Source organism: Bacillus hominis (genome assembly GCF_018332515.1).
In the GTDB taxonomy this organism is placed as follows: domain Bacteria; phylum Bacillota; class Bacilli; order Bacillales; family Bacillaceae_G; genus Bacillus_A; species Bacillus_A hominis.
Window position 1 is genome coordinate 1 of sequence record NZ_BOQD01000081.1, and the last position, 21,776, is coordinate 21,776.

16 protein-coding genes and 4 pseudogenes are annotated in these 21,776 nt (G+C 36.0%); all 20 read left to right on the forward strand.

Features of this window, described 5'->3' with window-relative positions; all coding sequences use genetic code 11:
* Positions 1–182: 182 nt before the first annotated feature.
* Positions 183–734, forward strand: a complete 552-nt coding sequence (locus KI356_RS09580; RefSeq protein ID WP_001027667.1) for a hypothetical protein — start codon at positions 183–185, stop codon at positions 732–734.
* A gap of 112 nt (positions 735–846) precedes the next feature.
* Positions 847–2,622: an LPD1 domain-containing protein gene (locus tag KI356_RS09585; protein WP_001048055.1), complete on the forward strand. Its 1,776-nt coding sequence runs from the start codon at positions 847–849 to the stop codon at positions 2,620–2,622.
* Positions 2,612–3,124 (forward strand): annotated as a pseudogene (locus tag KI356_RS09590) (hypothetical protein); the annotation flags it as partial. The gene KI356_RS09585 and the pseudogene KI356_RS09590, both read left to right, overlap by 11 nt.
* A 753-nt stretch (positions 3,125–3,877) precedes the next feature.
* Positions 3,878–5,761: a group II intron reverse transcriptase/maturase gene (gene ltrA / locus KI356_RS09595; protein WP_000830948.1), complete on the forward strand. Its 1,884-nt coding sequence runs from the start codon at positions 3,878–3,880 to the stop codon at positions 5,759–5,761.
* Positions 5,762–5,955: 194 nt separating this feature from the next.
* Positions 5,956–6,768, forward strand: a pseudogene (locus KI356_RS09600) (DUF3854 domain-containing protein); the annotation flags it as partial.
* 136 nt (positions 6,769–6,904) lie between these two features.
* Positions 6,905–7,066 (forward strand): hypothetical protein, encoded by a 162-nt coding sequence (locus KI356_RS09605; RefSeq protein ID WP_000353863.1) that lies wholly within the window; start codon positions 6,905–6,907, stop codon positions 7,064–7,066.
* A 106-nt stretch (positions 7,067–7,172) separates the two neighbouring features.
* Positions 7,173–8,096 (forward strand): Rpn family recombination-promoting nuclease/putative transposase, encoded by a 924-nt coding sequence (locus tag KI356_RS09610; protein WP_000118206.1) that lies wholly within the window; start codon positions 7,173–7,175, stop codon positions 8,094–8,096.
* A gap of 208 nt (positions 8,097–8,304) precedes the next feature.
* Positions 8,305–8,493 (forward strand): hypothetical protein, encoded by a 189-nt coding sequence (locus tag KI356_RS09615; protein ID WP_000727317.1) that lies wholly within the window; start codon positions 8,305–8,307, stop codon positions 8,491–8,493.
* A gap of 234 nt (positions 8,494–8,727) precedes the next feature.
* Positions 8,728–9,063 carry a hypothetical protein gene (locus KI356_RS09620; RefSeq protein WP_011167244.1) on the forward strand — a complete coding sequence of 112 codons (336 nt, stop codon included), beginning with the start codon at positions 8,728–8,730 and terminating at the stop codon, positions 9,061–9,063.
* Positions 9,064–9,129: 66 nt separating this feature from the next.
* Positions 9,130–9,480, forward strand: coding sequence for a PrgI family protein (locus KI356_RS09625; RefSeq protein ID WP_001233525.1), 351 nt, complete (start codon positions 9,130–9,132; stop codon positions 9,478–9,480).
* Positions 9,481–10,395, forward strand: coding sequence for a hypothetical protein (locus tag KI356_RS09630; RefSeq protein WP_000892015.1), 915 nt, complete (start codon positions 9,481–9,483; stop codon positions 10,393–10,395).
* Between the two features lie 2 nt (positions 10,396–10,397).
* A complete protein-coding gene (locus KI356_RS09635) occupies positions 10,398–12,497 on the forward strand; it encodes a VirB4 family type IV secretion system protein (RefSeq protein WP_000765113.1) in 2,100 nt (699 codons plus the stop codon).
* Between the two features lie 30 nt (positions 12,498–12,527).
* Entirely contained in the window at positions 12,528–16,508 is a 3,981-nt protein-coding gene (locus KI356_RS09640) for a TrbL/VirB6 family protein (RefSeq protein WP_000884604.1), read from the forward strand.
* The gene (locus KI356_RS09645; protein ID WP_000081400.1) at positions 16,505–18,712 is read left to right on the forward strand and encodes a lysozyme family protein; all 2,208 of its coding nucleotides are present in this window, start codon (positions 16,505–16,507) and stop codon (positions 18,710–18,712) included. Before KI356_RS09640 ends, KI356_RS09645 begins: the two co-directional genes overlap by 4 nt.
* A gap of 16 nt (positions 18,713–18,728) precedes the next feature.
* Positions 18,729–19,304: a hypothetical protein gene (locus KI356_RS09650; RefSeq protein WP_002163382.1), complete on the forward strand. Its 576-nt coding sequence runs from the start codon at positions 18,729–18,731 to the stop codon at positions 19,302–19,304.
* 164 nt (positions 19,305–19,468) lie between these two features.
* Positions 19,469–19,852 (forward strand): hypothetical protein, encoded by a 384-nt coding sequence (locus KI356_RS09655; protein WP_001237722.1) that lies wholly within the window; start codon positions 19,469–19,471, stop codon positions 19,850–19,852.
* A complete protein-coding gene (locus tag KI356_RS09660) occupies positions 19,843–20,148 on the forward strand; it encodes a DUF2325 domain-containing protein (RefSeq protein ID WP_000426065.1) in 306 nt (101 codons plus the stop codon). The genes KI356_RS09655 and KI356_RS09660 overlap by 10 nt, the downstream gene beginning before the upstream one ends.
* 158 nt (positions 20,149–20,306) lie before the next feature.
* Positions 20,307–20,554, forward strand: a pseudogene (locus KI356_RS28705) (hypothetical protein); the annotation flags it as partial.
* A 44-nt stretch (positions 20,555–20,598) separates the two neighbouring features.
* Positions 20,599–21,303: a CPBP family intramembrane glutamic endopeptidase gene (locus tag KI356_RS09665; RefSeq protein WP_002163781.1), complete on the forward strand. Its 705-nt coding sequence runs from the start codon at positions 20,599–20,601 to the stop codon at positions 21,301–21,303.
* A gap of 179 nt (positions 21,304–21,482) precedes the next feature.
* Positions 21,483–21,776 (forward strand): annotated as a pseudogene (locus tag KI356_RS09670) (multimodular transpeptidase-transglycosylase / penicillin-binding protein 1A/1B); the annotation flags it as partial.

Below are 21,776 nucleotides of genomic sequence, written 5' to 3' on the forward strand. Positions count from 1 at the left end.
GTTGCGTCTTGTTTCATTTATGAAAGGGCTTCTTTGAGCCGATTAGTGTTTATATAGCTTATTTTGCTATGCACATTTTTAATCGACTTGAAGAAGCCCTTTTTGTGTTGTTTTCAAGTCTGTTTGATTGTTAGAACCCATTATTACACTGGGCAAAAATTATTATTTAGGGGGATTTATTTATGAATATCAGTTATGAAGTATCTTTATTTTGTTCTGCGCATCCAGATGAACTTATTCCAAGTTTACGTGCATTACGAATGAGAGTTACAAAAGAAGGAGCATTTTGGGAACGAGATTGTTATCAATTTTCCATTAAACCATCAAACTTGTCACAGCGAGCAGCAAAACAAGCAGGGGAAATCTATTTGTATCATGTTCATTTTAATGGATGTGTACGGGATTTCCTTTTTTTATTGGAAAGATGTTTTAGAGGGACGAGTTTTCGCTTTACTGCTATCCGCGGTTTTTTAGATGTAGAAGGTTATTCACTTAAGAAATGGAAACCAATTCTACGTAACCACCACATAAATTCTGCAGATGTAGATTGTATTTTTAAGAAAGATGATCTTGTAATGATTGTGCATCAGCATGGAAGTTTAGAGGTGGTTAAACGTGCGGAAAAAGGTGAACAATTAAAAAAAGTAAACTTTCTGGAGGTAGATAGCTGGTTACAAGCACTAAATCCGACAAAAGAGGATCTATTCTCTTTAACAGGTGTGAGTGTATCGTAATGAGTGATTTACATAACTATATGAAAGTCTACAGACAGAGGGAATGACAGAAATCCGTAGTGAAAAATAACTATGAATTTCTGTCTTTTATTTTATTCAGGAGGATTTTAGTATGAATTTATTTGAACTTTTTGGTTTAGAGGTAGGAGAAGACATAATGGTACAGGATGTGAGAACAGATAAACAAGTTCGCAATCGATACAGTTATGATGTAGGTGAGAAATTAGCGGGAGCAAAGAAAGAGATACGAGCTTTAAAAGAATCATTTTTAGTATCATTTTCTTTAGAAATTTTAGCTGAAATTGAAAAAGAATCTCCAGTAGAGGCGCTAAATGCATTGGATCGAAACGCATTAATTCCATTCTCTTTTGAATATGAAAAAGAAAATGATGTCCTGCCACGTGTTGCAAAGTTAAAGCAACTGCTAGTGGGCAGAATTAATAAGAAGCCAATTGTAGATACACCGACTGCAAGGAAACTATATGTTCAGGCATGTAGAAGAATATGGAATGATATACAGTCAGTACATACCTCAGAACAATGGGTAGATCTTGTTGTTTCTTATGGTATGGAAATGAGCAATGGTTGGTCTGCATTTAGAAAAAATAAGAATGTAACATTCACATTTAAAAGAATGGTAGAGGAATATTTTGATGAGTTTGTTGATGCAGATGGTATGGAATTATTGATATTAGGAAAGAAATTCATATCACTTTGCACAAATTCAAAAAGTATTAATTCTACGTATCTTCGTGTATCACATGAACTAACATGGAATGATTTACTTACGAAAAAGGTTACAACTCGTAAGAAATCCGCAGCTGCTTGGAGTAGGAAACTGCCAGATACCCTGCAAAGAAAAGGGCCAGGAGTAGAAATTGCTACCAAACCTGAAGACGTAGTTGCTATGTTTGGGTTGAAGGGGATGCAATTTGGTCATTATTGCACCGAACAATATGCAAAAGAGCATATTGGGCATGTATCTGAAGCATTGCATGATTTAGCTCGTATATTGGGAATTCCACCTGAGTATATAGGGTTAGGAGGACGCTTAGGACTTGCGATTGGTGCGAGAGGAAGCGGCAATGCATTAGCACATTATGAACCTTCTACCAAAGTCATTAATTTAACTCGTGATAATGGAGTCGGGGCATTGTGTCATGAATGGGGACATGCATTGGATCATTTCTTATATGATTGTAGTCATGATTTTCAAAATGGTACTCTTGCTTTCTTATCAAATGGGAAGAGTATTGGGAATATCTTGCCTGCTATTATCAAGGAAAAGATACAAGCTGTGTTAGATGCTTGTAAACAAGGAAAAGTGGCCAGAGTAATCAACGTGGAAAATGCCTACAGTAGAAAGTGGTATTTCTATGGTGGTGTTATCGATAGTTATGATGTGTTTAAAGGAAATCTTTCAAATATTTTAGAATCACATCATGCTAGTTTGTGTAGGAAGCTTGATACTTTATCAGGAGCTACAAAAACGCGTATGGAGCGTAAAATTGAAAAAGAATTCGAGAAAACCGCACAAATGTTAGCTGCATATCATTATAAAAAAACTGGCGAAAAACTTGTTGAAATATCCTATCAAGTGAAAGGGTCTATATACTTTGATACAGCCATTAAGTTAGATAAGAAGAGAACCAAAAAGTATTGGTCTACGAATCATGAGATGTTTGCTAGAGCATTTGAAGCATATGTAGAATCAGCTTTGCTAGATCAAGAACATAGAAACGATTATTTAGTTTGTGATACATATTCTTTTGTATATCCGTTAGGAGAACAAAGAGAACATCTAAATAGAAGTATAAAGAGTTTAATGGAAGTAGCTGTTCCATATATAATAAATAGTATACAAGGAGTGGGAAATGATGAATTATAACATACAAAAAGGACAATTTCGTTTAACAACTGCACATCCAAGAGGAAGTTGGTGGGAATTTTATCGTGTTCCATGCCCAATCTGTAATGGTATTGGAAACTGTATGCTGCATGTTTCACAGGAGAAAGTAGCATGTACCCGTGTGGAAAGTAAGTGGGTATACGGTAAAAATTCAAGTAATCCAAGTTATATCCATTATCTAAATGGTAAGAAGCAATACCAATTACCAGATGTAGATGTGGTAAAGGGGCATAGTAAGCGTAGTAACGAAGAATTAGATGCATTTAATCGTAATTTAATCGGATTTTTGCCGTTAGAGGAGAAGCACCATATACATTTACTACAAGATAGAAAAATGACTGAAGAAGAAGTACAGATACGTCAATATCGTTCTTTTTTAAAGCAACAAATTGTGTTGGAAGATGATAATACGTACACAACTATTTGGGAAAAGTTATTTAAACAAATTGGCAAAAAAGATTGTTGGAAGGGAATACCTGGCTGTGCGAGACGTTCGTAATTGAAAAGATTACGCACCATCTTGAAACGTTGAAATGTAAATAACACCCACAACGAATTAAGATTGTAGAACTCTTAACTTGAGAAGTGGAATGATAGAGTAACGTCTTGAAACGCTTCCCCTAATACTCCGACATGCGCCTTCTAGTTTTGCGACATAAGAAGGGGTCTGAAGCTCGGTGAAGTCATCTGAAAAATTACCGAAGTACCTATTTTAACAGGCAACCGAAAAGGATCTCAGAGGTGAGTCCCGTAGTTGATAGGGTGGGGGTCACAAAAAATTAGATATGGTGAGAATGAATAAAATGGTATTCTGACGAACTTCCGAATGTACGGGTCGAATATTCGCATACCAGAAATGGTATGGGAAACGAAAGTTTCTATGTCCAGTGGTGGATACGTTATAGCCTGGAAAAACCACCATGCAATGTTACAGGCATTGGATAGGGCATCGGCTTAAAGGAAGCATCTAAGTCTAAAATTGATAAAGTTAAGGGAACGTCGAAAGCTAATGATGTGGAGAGCGCAAACTCTATGAAACAGTAAGGAGGAAACGGTATACCGAGGGAACTTCTTTTAACATTAGTGAGAGTAGTGGTAGGAGCAAAGAAGGTTCTGTAATGGAACTGGAGCAATAGCCACAAGTCGACTCTTTAAAAGTCATATAACCTCAATCGCTCATGGAATTCTCGTATGACTTAAAAGGTCACGAGCCAAGATTGGAGCGTGATAAAACATGAAAAGGTCTAGAAAAGAGGGACTAAAGGATAACTCGCTTAGACATTCTGAATACTACGGTATGCAGGAATCACAAGACGAGTTATATGCCAAAAGTCTAAATGGAGGAAACTTCAAGCAGTTAATGAAAGTCATAACCTCTGAAAGTAATATTCTTTTAGCGTTTAGAAATATTAAACGCAATTCAGGAAGTATCACAGAGGGTATTGATGGAGTTACTATCAAGGATGTTGAGAAACTCAGTCAAGAAGATTTCATCAAAATTGTTCAAAAAAGATTTTCTAACTATACCCCACGAAAAGTGCGACGCGTAGAGATACCAAAGCCTAATGGGAAAACGAGACCACTCGGAATTCCATCAATGTGGGATAGAATTGCGCAACAATGTATAAAACAAGTACTTGAACCTATATGCGAGGCAAAATTCAACAAACACAGTCACGGTTTCCGTCCAAATCGAAGCCCTGAAACAGCTATGGCAGATGCAACCTTGCGGGTGAATCGAAGTCATATGCAATATGTAGTTAATGTAGACATACAAGGATTTTTCGATGAAGTTAATCACAAAAAACTCATGCGTCAACTATGGACTATGGGAATACGAGATAAACAACTTCTTGTAATCATCCGAAAAATGTTAAAAGCCCCAATAGTACTGCCCAATGGTGAAATGCAATATCCAAACAAAGGTACACCACAAGGTGGAATATTAAGTCCATTATTAGCCAATATCAATCTAAATGAATTCGATTGGTGGATAACAAATCAATGGGAAGACAGGTTGTTAAAGGAATTGTCATTAACCATTAAAAAGGGCGGACATGTTGACAAGTACCCACATTACAGTAAAATGCGCAAAACAACGGCTTTGAAAGAAATGTATATTGTTCGATATGCAGATGACTTCAAAATCTTCACCGCTACGAAATCGAATGCACAAAAAATCTTTAAAGCATGTGAGATGTGGTTGCAAGAACGCCTAAAACTACCAATTTCGAAGGAAAAGTCAAAAATCACAAATCTCCGTAAGGAAAGTAGTGAATTTCTTGGTTTTGAAATCAAAATGGTAAAAAAGGGAAGTAAGTTAATTGCAAGAACACACATATCAAACAAAACCAAAAAGAAAATCCAAAAACAATTTGAAGATCAAATCGCTGTAATTCAAAGAAGTAAAAATGAGGGACTAAAGAATAAAGCTATTGTTCGCTACAACTCTATGGTAATTGGCACACATAATTACTATGAGATTGCGACCGAGGTTAATAGGGATTTAGCAAGCATCCATAAACACCTAAATATAAGGATTTACAACAGATTACATGTTAATAGGAAAGGGAAGTACAAAGGGAAAGATAAAGGAATTAAAAGATACATGAAATCAGCAATGGTTCGATATCTAAATGATATTCCTATTCTACCACTAGCGTATATCAAGCACAAAAGCCCCAAAAATAAGGATACAAAAATCAATAAGTATACACCACAAGGTAGAGAATTGATACATAAAAATCAATCTGCAGTGCCTGAATGGAAAATACAATGGTTAAGAGAACACCCTGTCATTAGTCAACGAGCAACTGTTGAATATAATGACAACCGAATCTCTCTATTTGTAGCCCAACATGGCAAATGTGCAATTACTTCCGAGGAACTAATACTATCAGACATGCAATGTCACCATAAAACACCTTGGAAATATACGCAAGATGATAGTTATAAGAACCTAATCCTAATATGTAGAGATGTACACACATTAATCCATGCAACATCGCCTGATGTGATCGGAGGTCTAATGGAGAAGTTGAAGCTAAACGAAGGACAACTCATTAAGCTAAATAAACTTAGAAAACAAGCGAAAAATGAAATGTTAGAAATCAATTGACAAACAAAACATTAACAAAAGTAATAAACCTTTAGATTGAGGAAACACAAAGACATTAAACAGTCGATGGAACGCCGTGTGCGGTGAAAGTCGCACGCACGGTGTGGGGCGGGGGAAAAATTGGAGATAACATCAAAGATTTACCTATCGCACCCGAAATGGGTAGGCGCTACCCCAGAGGGAAATATCCTTTGGGATGCGTCACATTTTATGAAATGAAGAAAGGACAACTTTCTCTTCGTTTAATGGCAGGTTTTCCAGGAATTATGATTCCATTCCGAAACCAATATAATCAAATTGTTGGTTGGCAAGTACGTGTAGATGAAGTAAAGAACTCTGTTCATGTGAAATCTGGACCTACAGGTATACAAGCCGAACTACTACAACAGCCTAATATTGTGAAAATAACGAAAAACGGTGATTGTATCTATGAAGGAAAACTAGAAATAGGGAAAAATAAAGAATTATTAATCGGCGGGGAAAAAGTTGTTGTAAAGATACATAAAGGTCAAAAATACTTATGGATCTCTTCAGCAAATAAAAATGAAGGAACCGGTGCGGGAGGTAGTGAAAATCCACTTCCTGTACATGTAGCAGTACCAAGCTCACATTTGAAACATTGGAAGTCTGGTACGCTGCACAAAACAAAATCAGTAATGATTACAGAAGGGCCGATGAAGGCGGATTTGATTGCCGATTTACTTCCTCAAAGACTAAATAAAGAAGAAATAGCTAAAGTAGGGACAACAGTTCTTGCGATTCCGGGTGTAAATGCATGGAGAATCGTTATGCCAGTATTAAAAGATATGGGCGTAGAAAATGTATACTTAGCATTCGATGCTGACTTAGTAGAGAATGAAAAAGTAAGAGCCGCCTTAATTGCTTTTGCGACAGAGTTAAAGAAAGAGGGCTATAACGTAATTATTGCAGCATGGAACCCAGCACAAGGGAAAGGTTTAGATGATGCGATGCAAGCTTCTTTCAAGCCAGTTTTTCGCACAATATAAAAAATCGTTGTGAACTTAAAAGAAAGTTGTACATTTTACAACAAAGTAGCAGTATTAGTGTAAAAATTTCTTTTAACAATACACGTAACAGTTTAACTAGGGGACTTTATATAAAAGAAAGGTGTGTATTAAGTATATGGATATTATGCAACAATTAATGGACGTAGATAAAAAAGCGAGGGAACAAGAAAGAATGGAACTCATTCAACGATTTTATAATGAGGGAGTTTCTATCACGACAATTGCAAATGCGACAAATATGTGTGAAGAGGATATTTCTTATATAGTAAGTAACTAGTAGCCATATTTGGTAGGAAAATAGAGGAGAAAAAGATAGAATTGTAATTCTATCTTTTTTTATGCTCTTATATACAATTTTAAAACGAGAAAGGTAGAGGGAAAACATGAGTGTATATGTAAAAAAGAATCTAGTAAATTTACGAGTTGATTATGCTTTTAAGCGTTTGTTTGGAGTAGAAGGAAATGAAGATATATTAATTGGGTTTCTTAACGCGGTACTACAATCATCTATTGATGAAGAAATTACATCTTTGCACTTAGATGATCCGCATCTTCCAAGAGAGCAGAAGGATGATAAATTGTCTATTTTAGATTTGCGAGCTACGCTAAATAGTGGTATAAAAATTAATATAGAGATTCAAGTTCGAGACAAAAAAGATATGATAGAACGTTCTTTGTTCTATTGGTCAGGTATGTATTATTCTCAAATGACTCAAGGGATGAAATATACAGAATTAAGACCAACCATTTGTATTAATATAGTGGATTTCATTCTATTTCCAGAAGAACAGGAGTTTCATAGTATTAATACTGTGATGAACAAAAAATCTAAACGTATCATTACCGAAAATATGCAGTTGCATTTTCTTGAAATTCCAAAAGTGATTCAAGAATGGCAAGGAAAACGAATGGATCCGTGGGAAGATTCTTTAGCGCGTTGGTTACTATTATTTCCTGCGCATGAGGATGAGAGATTAACAACAATCCTGGAGGCGATAGCAATGGAAAAAGATCCAGTTTTGAAAAAAGCAATAGAGGATTGGGAGCGTTTAAGTAGCGATAAGGATTTTTTACGCTTATATGAGGCTAGAGAAAAAGCAATAAAAGATAGAATATCAGAAATAGAGACAGCAGAAGAAAGGGCTGCGAAAAAAGCTGCAGAAATAGCTACAGAAGAAACTAAAATTGCAACTAAGATAGAGATGATTGAAAATATGTTTAAAATAGGATTACCTATAGAACAAATTGCAAAAGTTGCAGAATTAAGTGTTGAAGAGGTTAATGAAATTATAAGAAATAAAAGGTAGATATAAATGATAAAAAAACAGGTAATTGTGGGTACACACGATTACCTGTTTTTTTGATTTAATGAAAGTAAGTGAATAGATGTGAAGGAAGGGGGAATAGTTATGAAAGTAACAAGAGGAAATGCTATTTGAAGTGTGTAATTTTTACATACTCAATTATTCTGTTATTAAAAAAATATAAAGAATATAAGGGGAAGTTATTTGTATTATGAAAAAGAAAAAAGAAGCATATTATGTACATGTGTATACGCTTAGAGACAAAAGTACAAAATCTATAAAAATAGAACCATGGCGCTCATTGAAAGAGGAAATGAATGTTTTGGGTCTTAAGGACAGTGATATTTTTCAAATTCAAATGGTATGGTACGATCCAAACAAAGAGGATAAAAAGAAATGAAATAAAACGGAACACGAAAAGTCCAATTTTATTTTTTAGGTGTAAATAAGGCTTGTTTTTTTAAAATCGTATTGCTATAATATAAATGTAATAAGATTTAACAATAAAATAAAAAAATAATCAGTTCGCATATAAGAGAAGACCTCAATATGCGCCATGTCCTTAGGGGACGTGTGCGTGTATTGGGGTCTTTTTGCGTTTTGCGAGCAAAAAACACCCGGAGGTGCAGGAATTATGTTGAATTGGTTGTCTGCAAAACTTATGACAACATCAGTAGGAGATTTTCTACTGGCAAAAACTAGTTTTGAGAAAGGTATTACTGGGCACACCAGTGGTACAGATGCTACCACTGTACAAAAAAGCATGAATACCCTTGTAACAACACTAATTGGTTTTGGGGGTATTTGGGTAGCAGCTTGCGTGGTATTTGCAGCTATTAAATTATCTGGTGCACAAGGTAAAAACCCTGAAAACCGTACACAAGCTATGATTGGTTTAGCTTGTGCGGCAATTGGAGGCTTTGTCATGATCAAAGCATACGACATCGCTTCTTGGGTTACAAAAATTTAACATAAGAGTTTGCAAAAGCTCTCCTCTATTTGGGGAGAGCTTCTCTTATACAAGGGAGGAAATAAAATGAGAAAAGTAACCGTTCCTGTTGATATGACTTCGGAACAAAAAACACTATTAGGTGTGCTGAGCAAACGCCAATTGATTTATCTATTGGGTGGAGGAGCATCCCTTTATTTATATGTGCCATTCTTATGGCGGCTATTTGCACCTTTTAATGCGGCAGTAGCATTTTTTATTTGCTTAATTTTAGCAATACCAACAGTAGTAGTTGTAATAACGTTTGCTTTTATTTATAAAGAAAAACAACACATGTATTTAGATAAATATTTACTTATCAAAATGCGAAGCCGTTCTGAAAAAGGTAAGTGGAGAAAAGGATACGAGCCAATTACATGGGTAAAGGAGAATTTATAGATGTTAGAAATGATATATTTTGCGGTGGTAGCCATTGTAGGGTTTTTCTTTTATCGGAAAATGAATGGAAAACCAATGTTTGGCTTTAAGAAAAAGGGGAAAAGTCAGGGCGGGGTAGAGAAACGTACTGCTGAAAAAAATGGAAAGAAAAATAAAAAGAATACGCCTGCTACAGAGGAAATTGATGAGGATAATGTGGACTTCTTTAGTGCTTTTGTAGAAGACATTAAGGAAGTTGAAAATCATATGATTCGTTATCATGATGATACGTTTGTCCTAATTGCAGAGGCACACCCAGTAAACTATTACCTTCTTTCCAATGCGGAACAAGAAGCGATTGATATCAAAATTGAATCATGGTTAACCACATTAGAGTTTAATACAAAGGTATATATCCAAAGTAAGTTTGTAGATTTAACAGATCCTGTACGAAAAATGACAGAAACAATGAAAGGTGCGAAGGACCTTACACCAGAGACAGTACTTTATGGGCAAGAAGTTATCGACAACCTAGAGTACTGGCAACGTTCGCAACCTCGATATGAACAAAAGCGATATTTAATTTATCCATACAAAGTGGATATTAGTACGATTACAGCTGATACAGAGGAAGAATTGGAAGAAAAGATTGTAGATAAAGCATTTAACGAATTATATCGTCGCTATAATGCTTCCCGAAATCTACTATCGAAAGCAAAAATTAGTGTAGAAATGTTAACGAAAGATAAATTAATAGAACTCTTATACGTAGCATTTAACCGTCGTAAAGCGGTGAAAGCACGTTTCCAAGATTTAATTGAAAATGAAAACTTCTCTCTATATTCAACAGGTGAAACAAATGAGAGAAAACTAGAGTTAATGAAGAAAGTTCTAGCAGAAGAAAAAGCTGAAAAATCAAATAATGGGGTGGCATAAGTATGAAATTGTTTGGAAAGAAGAAAAAAGAAAAAAAGAAATTAGAAGCTGAAAAGAATGATGAATTGGAACTAGATGAGGAAGAGTACGAACAAGAAGAAGTTCCGCCTCAATTAGACAATCAAACAACTGTATTTGATGTCATTGCCCCAGAAGGAATGAAAATTGATGCAGAAGACTATGGGGTAATTAAGCAGTCATTAGGAAGTAATACTTTCTTCCGTCCATTTTATATTCCACGTGATGGATACCCTCGTATGATGCAGACCAATTGGCTGAACATGTTAACTTCAGCTGGAGAGGTTGATGTCATGATTGATATTCATAAAGAGCCAAAAGCAAAAGCGATGCGATCGTTAGATATGCAGCTGACGATGTTACGTTCGAACCTTTCTTTCCAACGTACACGCGGAAATATTGACCAAGAAAAAGACTTAGATGCAAAAATTCAGGATACAAACAATCTAATGGATGAAATTCAATTTAATGAGAATGACTCCTATATGGTAAGTACCATGGCCGTTGCGTATGCTGACTCAAAGAAAGAATTAGATGTTTTATGTGAGTATATTGAAGATGAAATGCAAGCATCTCACTTTAAAATAGCGAGTACCTGGAATCGTGTGAAGAGTGGTTTGAAAGCGGTTATGCCACTAGGTGCACCAAATACTCTGCAAGATACATATCGAAATATCGATAGACGTGCTCTATGTACATTTGCTCCCTTTGTATCAGGATCCGGAAGATTTAACGGTGGTATACCAATAGGAAAGAACAAAATTACTGGCCAAGTAGAATTTTTAAATTCATTTGGTAACGCAGATTATCGTCCACCAAACTATAACATTGGTGTGACAGGGATTTCAGGTTCCGGTAAAAGTTTACTTTTAAAAATGAAGCTAGCTCGTGAAACATCACTTGCAGATACACATGCGATGATCATAGATCCAGAGGGGGAATTCGTAAAAATCACCAAACGATTAGGTGGTATTAACTTAAATATTTCACCTGAAAGTAATATCATTATTAATCCTTGTGCAATTGCAGTAACAGAACTTCAGATTACGGATAAAGATGAAGAGCTAGAAGCGCTTGAACAATATGACAAGAAAGAACTCGTAGAGCGTGATGGCGTGAAGTATGTAAGATTTGTGCCTATTTTAGAGAAAATTAATGAAATACTAGGATTCTTTGACATTATTATTCGCGGACAAGATTTTGATCAACCAGGATTAAATGTATTCCAGCGCACAATGTTAGAAGATGCGATTCGTGAAGTATTCAGTAAACATGGTATTACTTCTCACCCTTCATCTTTATATACGGATGAAGTAAAGAAGGTGGATGGACAATTAATTCAGTCTCAAGTGAGAAAGCCGGAGCCAGAGTTAAAAGAAATTTATGATGTGATAGTGGAAAACCATGGAGACGATGTGAAAGCAGAAGAGTTAATTGCTGCGATTCGTCCGTTTTTACGTGATGGCTCAAAACCATTATTTGATGGACAAAGTAATTTTGGACGCGGTGTAGAAACACAGTTAAACGAATCACGTGTTGTTAACTTTAATATTAGTCATTTAGAAGAGGGCTTCTTAAAGCCGATCGCCTTCCACGTTATCCTGAACTATATTTGGGAGCATTGGATTAAGAGTCCAGAACACGCTATCAAACGAAAAGTGTTATATGTGGATGAGATGTGGCAGTTTATCGACTATGAACAAACTGTTAACTTCTTAGAAAAAGTAGCACGTCGTTCACGTAAAAGAAATGCTGGTATGTGTTGGGCAAGTCAGGACTTTGTTCGTATTTTAGAAAATGTGAAAGCGCGTGGTATCTTGCAATCTACTTTCTCTTATTTCTTCTTAGAGCAAAATAAGATTGATAAGAAAAAAATCCAAGAGAACTTTAACTTAACTGCTGGGGAGCTTGACATTATTCTCAACAATCCAGGGAAAGGTGAAGGGATTTTCCGCATAGGAGATAGTTCAGTTTGGATTCAAACAGATCCATCAGATAAAGAAATGATGTTCATTGAATCCAATGAAGCTGTACTGCAAGAACTTTTAAATAATATGAAGAAAGTACAAGGGTACGCAGGATAATAGCGTACCTTTGAAAAGGAAGGTGAAATTATGCTTGATAAGATAATAGGATGGGTCGGCGGCTTAATTGTTTCTATGGTCAAGACCTTTCTTTCTCCAATCTATAAATTAATTGATACTATCCCCGATTTAATTTTTGGTGGGGATAGTGCAAAATTAAATTTTTTATTTAAAGACGACACAGCTGGGAGTGTATTAAATACGGGATTACCAGTCATGTTTAAATTTGCAGCCTTTTTAGTCTTAGTCAGTGCTGTAATTGCTGGTGCAAAGTATTCAGCTGCTGCCATTAATCCAACAAATCGAACATATATCATTGAATATGCGAAGGATTTAATGATTGTTTCTATTTGTATATGGCATTTAGATTTCTTCTATAACATTATATTTGATATTAATACTTGGGTAGCATCGGAGTTTAAAAGAGCAATAGGAGAACAATCACTAGATGTTTTTAAACCAGGTCAGACAATTACTGAATTGTCTATGGATAAAAATAAGGATGATTATTTATTTCAAATTTTTGCGATGTTGATTGAAGTTGGACTGTCACTTTGGGCAAACTTCTTCTATTTAATGCGAGCGGTATCTCTTTATATCTTGATGTTAATGGGACCGATTATGGTTGGTATGTGGTTATTTCCTCAAAAGAAACAACAAACTCTATATTGGATGCGTGAATTTGTTGGTACAGTACTCATCCAAGGTATCCATGCGATTACTATATGGTTGATTTTTGTACTAGTAGGCAAATCAGATAATACCATTATTAAATTAATCTTATTTGCTATGTTTATTCCTATAGGTGAAATTGTAAAAGGGTTCATTGGTTTAAGTACAAATACGGCGGGAGCGGTAAATAGAGCAGGTACGATGCTTGGAATGGGAGCCTTAGCAAGTATGGCAGGTATCGTTAAAGGGATACGTGATGACCATCGTAGTAATAAAGAGAAGACAAAAGCTAGAAAAGAAGGCGAGGAAGATAAAAAAGAAGATGCTGATAACCCTAAAAACGCGTTGGGAGCCAATTTAGGGACAGATGTAGGTACAACATCTCGTGCAGCTCGTATGTTAAAAGCAGGTCAAATTGGAAGCATGGTTGGAAAAGCAACGGGCGGACTCGCGGGGTTAGCAATGGGTGCAGGACTTGGACCAGAAGGAATGGCAGTAGGAACATTTGCTGGAAGTAAAGCAGGTGGAGTTCCTGGTGCAGTAACAGGAAGAACATTGGCAGCTGGACTTGAAGGAGTTACTAGTGCTGGGAAGCATATTGGTTCTAGTGTGAAGAAAGGTCTAGATACGTATAAAGGGTTAAATGGAGAACAATATCCAGAGTTAACAGATGAAGATATTGCACAAGACTTAGCTACGAAAGATTTTGAAAATTGGAAAGCGGATAATCCTGATTCTGCAGTTGCGAGCCGTTTAAAACAAGCATTCCCTGGTGCATCCGATGCAGAGATTGCAAAAAAAGTAGCAAAAACAAATAGTGATCAAATGTCTCATTTCAAAAATCAGCGAAAACAAGATTTACAAAACATGAAGAAAAATGCTACACCATATGGAAACGCTAGAGATTTAGTTAACGCTGCAACTAACGCATTCCAAAAAGGATATGAGGCAGACCATAAAGATGCGTTTATGGGTCAATTACCAGAAAATATGTCAGCGGAAGAGAAAGAGAAAAAATGGAATGACCATCTAAACTCAAAAGTTCAGGGATTTAGAAATCATGCAGAACAAGCGGCAATAAAAGCTGGAGCAATGCCAGTTGATGCGAAAGATAAGCAAGGCAACAACCTGTTTGATAAGTCTTATGTAAATAAAGATGCCTTTGCTTCTCAACTTGCACTTGGAAAAGTTGGGAAAGCGGTTGAAGGAGTAAAGGGAGAAACACTAGAGAGTGGCCATCAAAATATGGGACAAGTAGACTCACTTGTGGGTGCGTCCACTGCTGCATTTAAAAAGGCATATACAGCAGATCATAAGGCTGGATTCATGAAGCAATTCCCTGCAGATGTACCACAACAAGAAAAAGAGGCTGCATGGAACAAACACTTGAGTCAAAAAGTGCAAGGGTTTAAAAATCATGCACAGAAAGCTGCAGAACAAGCAGGGATTGTGCAACAAAAAGATGGGACTAGCTATGCTAATAAGGAAGCTTTTGCTTCTCAGCTATCGCAACAATTACAAAACAATCCAAATATAAATGCAATGGGTGTATCTAGTGTATCTGGCATTCAAAAAGCGGTAAATGGTGTAAAAACACATAGTTTAGCAAATGGATATGGAAACCAGAAACAAAAAGGTGTAAGTAATGTTGGGAATTTAGTACAAGCATCTACAGAATCCTTTAAACAAGGATATGCAGCAGAGAACAAAGCAAACTTTATGAAAAACTTGTCTCCAACTATGTCTCAAGCGCAAAAAGTAGAAGCTTGGCAGTCTCACTTGAATGATAAAGGGAATGAATTTAAAGCAGTCGCTCAGCAAGCAGCGGTACAAGCGGGTGCGATGCCCGTACAGGCAAAAGATACGAGTGGTAAGAGTCTACATAATCAATCGTATATTAATAAAGATGCCTTTGCTTCGCAATTGACGAAAGGTTTACAAAGTCATGCTAGTCTTGGAACAATGAGTCAACAAGTAGGTTCTGGAATTACTAGTGCGATTCAAAGTGTTCGTTCACACGGTGTTGCGACAGGTGGTGCAATCAATAAAGCTGTGTTTGCAGCTACGCAAACGCAAGCGAGTATGGCACGTGCTGGAAATCTGTCTGTTTCTGAAATTGAGCGCTCGTATGCGGATGCATCAGCTAGTGTAGCAAATATTTCGCAAAGTGCTGGGAAAATGACGATTCCAACTTCAGCAGTGGGACGTATGACACAGCAAAGTAAGATGATTGGTGTAAGTATGATGGAAGGTGCCAAACATCTCGTGCATACAAAAGGTATGGAAAATGTATCACAAGCATACTTTAATGCATCTAGTGCTGTTCAGCAGGCTGGTGGAAATGCAGTACAAAGAGTGATGAGTGGAACTGCAGCTGCCGTTCATACTTCATTAGGAGGTAATGCAGCAGAACGCCATTACAATGTGACAAAAGGATTAAGCTATGCAGCAGGTGTAATTGGTGGTGCAGGTGCTTACCAAGCTACTGCACGTATGGTAAGTAAACATAATCCTTATAATAAAGCAGTTCAAACAGAAGCAAAAGAAATTCAAGAGATTAAGGGAATGGTACCAACAATAACAGATGCGACTGGAAGACAATCAGTTGCTCAAGGTGCAGTACGTCTTGTTACGACAAATAATAAATCATGGATTGAAGCGAAAGATTCCAGTGGAATGACACAAGTTGTATCTCGTTATGGTAGTGGTGATAGTAGCATTCGTTCGGGACAAGTTGTATATCAAGACTTAAATATTTCGGATGGACAATTAACGCAGTACCGTAATGGTATGAAAGCAACACCAGCATATATTCAAGATTCTAGTGGTGGGAAAATTAGTATCAATCGTTCTATCAATATTAATCCAAACCAATTAATAGGAAATCAAAATCAAAGACCTTTACAACAGAAACCAGTATTTAGTGAACCGCCACTTACGGTAAGTCATAAGGTAGACAATGGTCACTTCTATATGTCTGATTTAGACCAGGGGGGATACCAGAATGTGCAAATGGTGGTAGAAAGAGATCGTAGTTATATGGTTGCGACAACTACAGACGGTACAGTGTCACGTATTTCTCCGTTCGGAAAAGGAGATACACGATTACAAGCAAACCAAAGAATTGAAAGGGTTTGTGAAGTGAAAGATAGCAGTATTAAACCGAGAGAAGAAATCCTAGTAACTCATACACAGGACGAAGTTGTACGTACAGAGACACATTTGAATTTATCAGAACATGACCCACAAAACCTGATTCCATTTGCGCCAAACCCTCGCTTAGCACAGCGAAGAAGTAGAAATAATGAAAATGGAAAGTATGGAGTGACAAGTCTATGAGTCAAAATCCTAACGATCCAAATAACCAGAAGAAAAGTAACCCTTTAAAAGATGCGACATCTCACTTTATTAAGAAAAAAGGGATGCAGGCAAGCGGGAAAATGGCAAAAATGGCAGGAAAAGCAGGAAGAGCGGCAGCGAAAGCTGCTGCCAAACTGCTAAGAGCTGGTATAGTGAAAATTGTCGGAGCTATCGTGGGAGCAGTAGGATTGCCTGTTGCTCTCATTATGGCTCTTATTATTACTGTATGTGTGATTCTAGCATCTTTTGTACCATTTACCGATGATGAGAGTAAAACAGAAGAGCAAGTCAAAAAGTATATGGAAATTTCAATGGCACTAAACGTAGACTGGAAAGAGGTCGTCGCTTTTGACATGGCTCGGTATGATAATGATTTGACTGGAAAAGATCCGCATGATGCTATATCATATTTCTTGGATATCCAATATGAAGAATATACGGAAAAAGAGGTATGTGAGGCAGGACCGAATGGTCCTTGTGAAAAAAAGAAAAAGGAGATGCAAAAAACCAAATCTGAAAGTTATTCCGGACCAGATGTAAAAAAGATATTGGGAGATACAGATTTTAAGAAAAAAATAGATGAAATTAATGCAAGTGGTAGTAAAAAAGTAACAGTTTCTTCTCATGGATTAGAAAAAGCGATGGAGCTTGCAAAGTTTAGTGAGAGTCAAAAAGATCGTGCGCGTGAGATACTAGCAGCAGGAATGTTAGAAGGAATGTATGGACATCTGGCACCTTCTAGTAATTTTGTTGGTGGTATGTGTGTAGGTAATGTGAGCCCTGGCGGAGAACCTGTTAACCTTAATGCCAAAGTTACAGGATACCTTCCTAAAATTAAAGAAATGGCAGAAAAACATGGTGTAGCTCAATATGTTGGTGTTTTGGCTGCCCAAATGATGCAGGAATCACAAGGAGAGGGAAGTGACCCGATGCAAGCTGCAGAAGGGCATTATGGAGACTTAAGTTCATATTGTATAGGTCTAAAAGGAAGTGCTCGTATAGGGTGTATTAAAGACCCCAATATTTCTATTGAAGCAGGCGTACAAGAATTTAAAGATGTTTTAGCAAAGGCAAATGGAGATATAGCACTTGCCTTACAGAGTTATAATTACGGTCCTGGATTCATTAGTTATGCATTAGCAAAAGGTGGATATTCAGAAGAAACAGCCATTGCGTTTTCTAGGGAGCATGCTGGTGAAAATCCAGCAGGTTGTTCTGATCCTAATAACTTCCGAACCAAAGTTGGAGCGTGTTATGGAGATTACACTTACGTTTCCAAAGTTTTGAAATATTATAAAGATTTAGGTTGTGTAGAATCTGGAGATGGAGAATGGATTTCCGATAAAGGTTGGAAATGGCCAACGAAATCAGGGCGTATTACAGATACATTTGATGCAGTTCGTGGTGGAAAGCAACATAATGCTGTAGATATTGGAGCTATGACCGCTGGAAAAGCTGGAGACCCCGTGTGGTCAATGGAAGCAGGTATTGTAGTCCAAGCAGGTAATGTAAATGGTGGAGGTCTAGGTGTTTATGTAGACCATGGAAATGGTATTGTATCTCGTTACTTACATTTGAGTAAAATATCAATTGCACAAGGAACCATGGTGACGAAAGGACAAATTATTGGAGAGATGGGTGGTTCTAACTATGATAAAAACACTGGTTTCCTTAATATGAATGGCTACGCTGTTCATTTAGATTTCCAAATTCGTATTAACGACCAACCAACGGATCCAATGAAATTCTTTAAGAAAAATGATGATCCAGGACTATCATCTGGTGGTTCTCCTATTATGACGAATGACAAACGACAAAAAGTATTAGCAGAAGCGAAAAAATGGCTTGGTCAAGGAAAAGTGAGATATGTCTTAGGGGATCGTAATCCGCCAGGAGGTACTTCAGATTGCTCAGGATTTACTCAGTATGTATTTAGAACAAGTATAGGTGTCCAACTTGGAGATTGGACTGGTGCTCAAGTCGGACAAGGAAAACAAGTGCCAGACATCAATCATGCGCAACCAGGGGATCTAATTTTCTATGAAAATCCAGGGCATGTTGCGATTTATATGGGGAATCAAAAAATGATTCATATTGGTGATAATAAGGGTGTACAAATTACAGGTCTAAACTATACGGCAAGAGGACAACATATGACACAAATCCGTAATGTTATAGACTGATAAGGGATGAGAGTAGATGCAGAAAATAATCAACATTTTATCTAATATGCCTCGTAAATACTTGGTCATATTGGGGATTATCGTACTAGTGGCAGGTGTTGCCACCTATAATACCATTCATGATTATATGCTGAAATCACAAGTGCAAGAGGAAGAGCAAGTAAATCAAGATGAAATCGAGATGCTTGGAGATAAACCAAAGAGATTTGATACAAAAGAAGAAGAATATATTGCAAAAACAAAAACAGTAGAGGATTTACTACGAAAAATTTCTAATAGTAGTTATGATGTTCCATATTTGTTTACAAAGGCTGGATTTGGTATTGAACCAATGAAAATGACAAGTAATGAACGTATGCTTGCTACAGAAGCTGTTCAAAGATATTTCCTAAATGGAGATAAGTTTTACAATGCACGTATTACCAAAATTGACCGCGGGAAAAAAGTAGATACATTTCATATAGAGGTTTTAATACAACAGGTAAACTTCTTGGAACCACGACAATTTAAAATTCAGGTAAATCAATATGCGCAAATTGTAACACCAATTGAACAAATACCGCATGGACAAGAAGAAGTTCCTGTGGATTAACTGAAAGATAAGGGTTGTGAATAAAAATCACAGCCCTTATTAAAAAATATAAAGAGTACCTAAAAATATTTATTGAATATTCTTAATTTTCTGATATAATAAAGTTATGGTTAAATGGAATTTGTATATATTAGTGAAATGATATAGATGTGGAGGTAAAAAGAATGAGATTATTATTTGGAACCGCAGCAAACTATTTTGCAGGATATTCTTCTGGAAGAGGCTCGGGACTTTTAGGGACAATATTTGGGTGGGCTTTATTAGTAGGTAGTGGATACCTGTTGATAACAAATTGGGATAGTATCACAGTTTGGATGCACAGTTTAGATATTGTAACAGGATTAGATGGTTATGAAGACATGAGCAATGGATTTATATTCATATGCTTGCTTGTAAGTGGTTTTATTTTCATGCTATTGTTACCAGTCTTTGCAATTGTATTAATAGTGGGTGTGGTATTCCTGAATATTGTCATTTGTACAATTGTATTATTAGTATCACCAAGTACATATAAAAAAAATAAAGATGTGGAGAGTGAATGGAAATGAGTACAATTCTAGTTTTAGGTGGTTCAAATGGTAGAACATTAGAGAAGTTAGCGAAAAAAAGAGATTGTCAGGTGATTTTTCACGACGGAAAAAATCATGGTGGTGTAAAGAAAACATTTCGTAGTGTTATAAAAAAATGTGATGTTATTGTAGTGCAGAAAGGTGCATGTGGTCATGTGTCTATTGATGTAGCAAAAGAGTACGCAAAGAAGTATGATGTCCCGCTTTTATTTAATCAGGGTTTTGGAGGAACAGGCGCGTTAGAGATTGGGTTAAAGCATTTGCAAGTAGCATAAGTTTAAGTGGTATAGGGATTTATTTAGATTGTATAATCATATAATCCTTATATAAAATTATAAAGTTAATATTGGAGGAATCGAAATGCTATCAATACCAGAACAAAGTGTTAAATGCTTTTTGAATGCTGATTTAAATGGACAATTAGAATTAGATACGAAAGAACCCCAAAGAGGAAATGGTTGCTAAATAATTTAATACAGATAACAAACATTTTTGAATGACTGCTGTAACAGGAGATCTGCTGAATCGAAATTACTGGATAACTAAAGAGTTAGTATCAGAAATAAAAACAGGTGGGAAGAATACCCAATCTACTTTGAAACAAAAAAAGTTAGCAATAGTGAAGGGGATCTTGTTAAGCATAAACCTACACGTATATATAAAATTCTTAAAGAAGAGTAGATAATACTATTTGGATTTGAAATTTAGATAATATATGGATGTAAATGAAAGGTGAATATAATAAAATGAATCATAGTAATATACATAAATCAGGTTATGTTATACTCATATATTTTATAATGACTCAATTTGTTGGGATTATAGGTGTACAATTGCTAGCAAAGACAGGTTGGTATGATATTAAGGGAAATCAACAGCAAGCAATTCAGCAACTACTTGTTCATTGGGAACTAATAGGTTTTTTGCTCATATTGACATTCGTTTTTCTTATATATAAGAAAGAAGCGATGCGCGATTCGAAGTTATCAATTAAATTTTCAAGAGTATCATTCGGTTGGATTTTAGTAGGAATAGTTGCAGTATTCTTGGCACAGACAATTGGTAGTATATTGGATAAAAGTATATTTCACTTAACTACACAATCAGTTAATACATCAAGTAATATTGAATCTGTAGCCATTTCTCCTCTTGCTCTTATATCAATTGTAATTCTTGCTCCGCTAGTTGAGGAGCTTGTATTTCGTTACGCGGCCATAAATATATTAAGCCGTAAATTTAATAAAAGTGGGTGTATATTAGTTAGTTCATTGTTTTTCTCTATTATGCATTTTGATTTTCCTTTTGTATTTGGATATTTTCTAATTGGACTTGTACTTGCGGCAATATATGTACGTACTAATAGGTTAATAGTATCGTTTGTCGTTCATGCTAGTATGAACTTAATTGTTGTTATGTTTCAGATTTCTTGATGAAATAATTCAATTTGCAAAGAACGAAAAAACTTTCCTTTTAATTTTGGATAAAGCACAAAGTATGACTACCACAGTGTAGATAAGACAAATAGCCAGGGCTAATAAGTAAATAAAGCTCAAATGAATAAAATTATTAAGCAAAAGTGGAATATAAAAACAACTTGGAGGAAATACATATGTCAGCATTTTTAAATTTAATTGCTTTAATATCATTAATTACTTCAATCGTATTTTTCGTGAAAGGGTTCAAGAATAAACCGAAATTCAAGAAAGCCACTTTATTCTTTTGTGCAACATGGGCTTTATGGTTCGTATCAGCTATGATTGACCCGGAACCAACAAAGGTAAATGGAAAGCAACAAAATAAACAGGAAGAAGCAGAAGAAAAGAAGAAACAGGAAGAAGCTAAGAAACAACAAGAAGTAGAGGAAAAGAAGAAACAGGAAGAAGCTAAGAAACAACAAGAAGTA

Bases quoted from the DNA above. Each gene is read 5' to 3' on its own strand.
- KI356_RS09625 (WP_001233525.1), top strand. From the start codon at position 9,130: ATGAGAAAAGTAACCGTTCCTGTTGATATGACTTCGGAACAAAAAACA.
- KI356_RS09620 (WP_011167244.1), top strand. From the start codon at position 8,728: ATGTTGAATTGGTTGTCTGCAAAACTTATGACAACATCAGTAGGAGAT.
- KI356_RS09585 (WP_001048055.1), top strand. From the start codon at position 847: ATGAATTTATTTGAACTTTTTGGTTTAGAGGTAGGAGAAGACATAATG.
- KI356_RS09665 (WP_002163781.1), top strand. From the start codon at position 20,599: ATGAAAGGTGAATATAATAAAATGAATCATAGTAATATACATAAATCA.
- KI356_RS09580 (WP_001027667.1), top strand. From the start codon at position 183: ATGAATATCAGTTATGAAGTATCTTTATTTTGTTCTGCGCATCCAGAT.
- KI356_RS09650 (WP_002163382.1), top strand. From the start codon at position 18,729: ATGCAGAAAATAATCAACATTTTATCTAATATGCCTCGTAAATACTTG.
- KI356_RS09615 (WP_000727317.1), top strand. From the start codon at position 8,305: ATGAAAAAGAAAAAAGAAGCATATTATGTACATGTGTATACGCTTAGA.
- ltrA (WP_000830948.1), top strand. From the start codon at position 3,878: ATGAAAAGGTCTAGAAAAGAGGGACTAAAGGATAACTCGCTTAGACAT.
- KI356_RS09605 (WP_000353863.1), top strand. From the start codon at position 6,905: ATGGATATTATGCAACAATTAATGGACGTAGATAAAAAAGCGAGGGAA.
- KI356_RS09610 (WP_000118206.1), top strand. From the start codon at position 7,173: ATGAGTGTATATGTAAAAAAGAATCTAGTAAATTTACGAGTTGATTAT.
- KI356_RS09640 (WP_000884604.1), top strand. From the start codon at position 12,528: ATGCTTGATAAGATAATAGGATGGGTCGGCGGCTTAATTGTTTCTATG.
- KI356_RS09660 (WP_000426065.1), top strand. From the start codon at position 19,843: ATGGAAATGAGTACAATTCTAGTTTTAGGTGGTTCAAATGGTAGAACA.
- KI356_RS09645 (WP_000081400.1), top strand. From the start codon at position 16,505: ATGAGTCAAAATCCTAACGATCCAAATAACCAGAAGAAAAGTAACCCT.
- KI356_RS09635 (WP_000765113.1), top strand. From the start codon at position 10,398: ATGAAATTGTTTGGAAAGAAGAAAAAAGAAAAAAAGAAATTAGAAGCT.
- KI356_RS09630 (WP_000892015.1), top strand. From the start codon at position 9,481: ATGTTAGAAATGATATATTTTGCGGTGGTAGCCATTGTAGGGTTTTTC.
- KI356_RS09655 (WP_001237722.1), top strand. From the start codon at position 19,469: ATGAGATTATTATTTGGAACCGCAGCAAACTATTTTGCAGGATATTCT.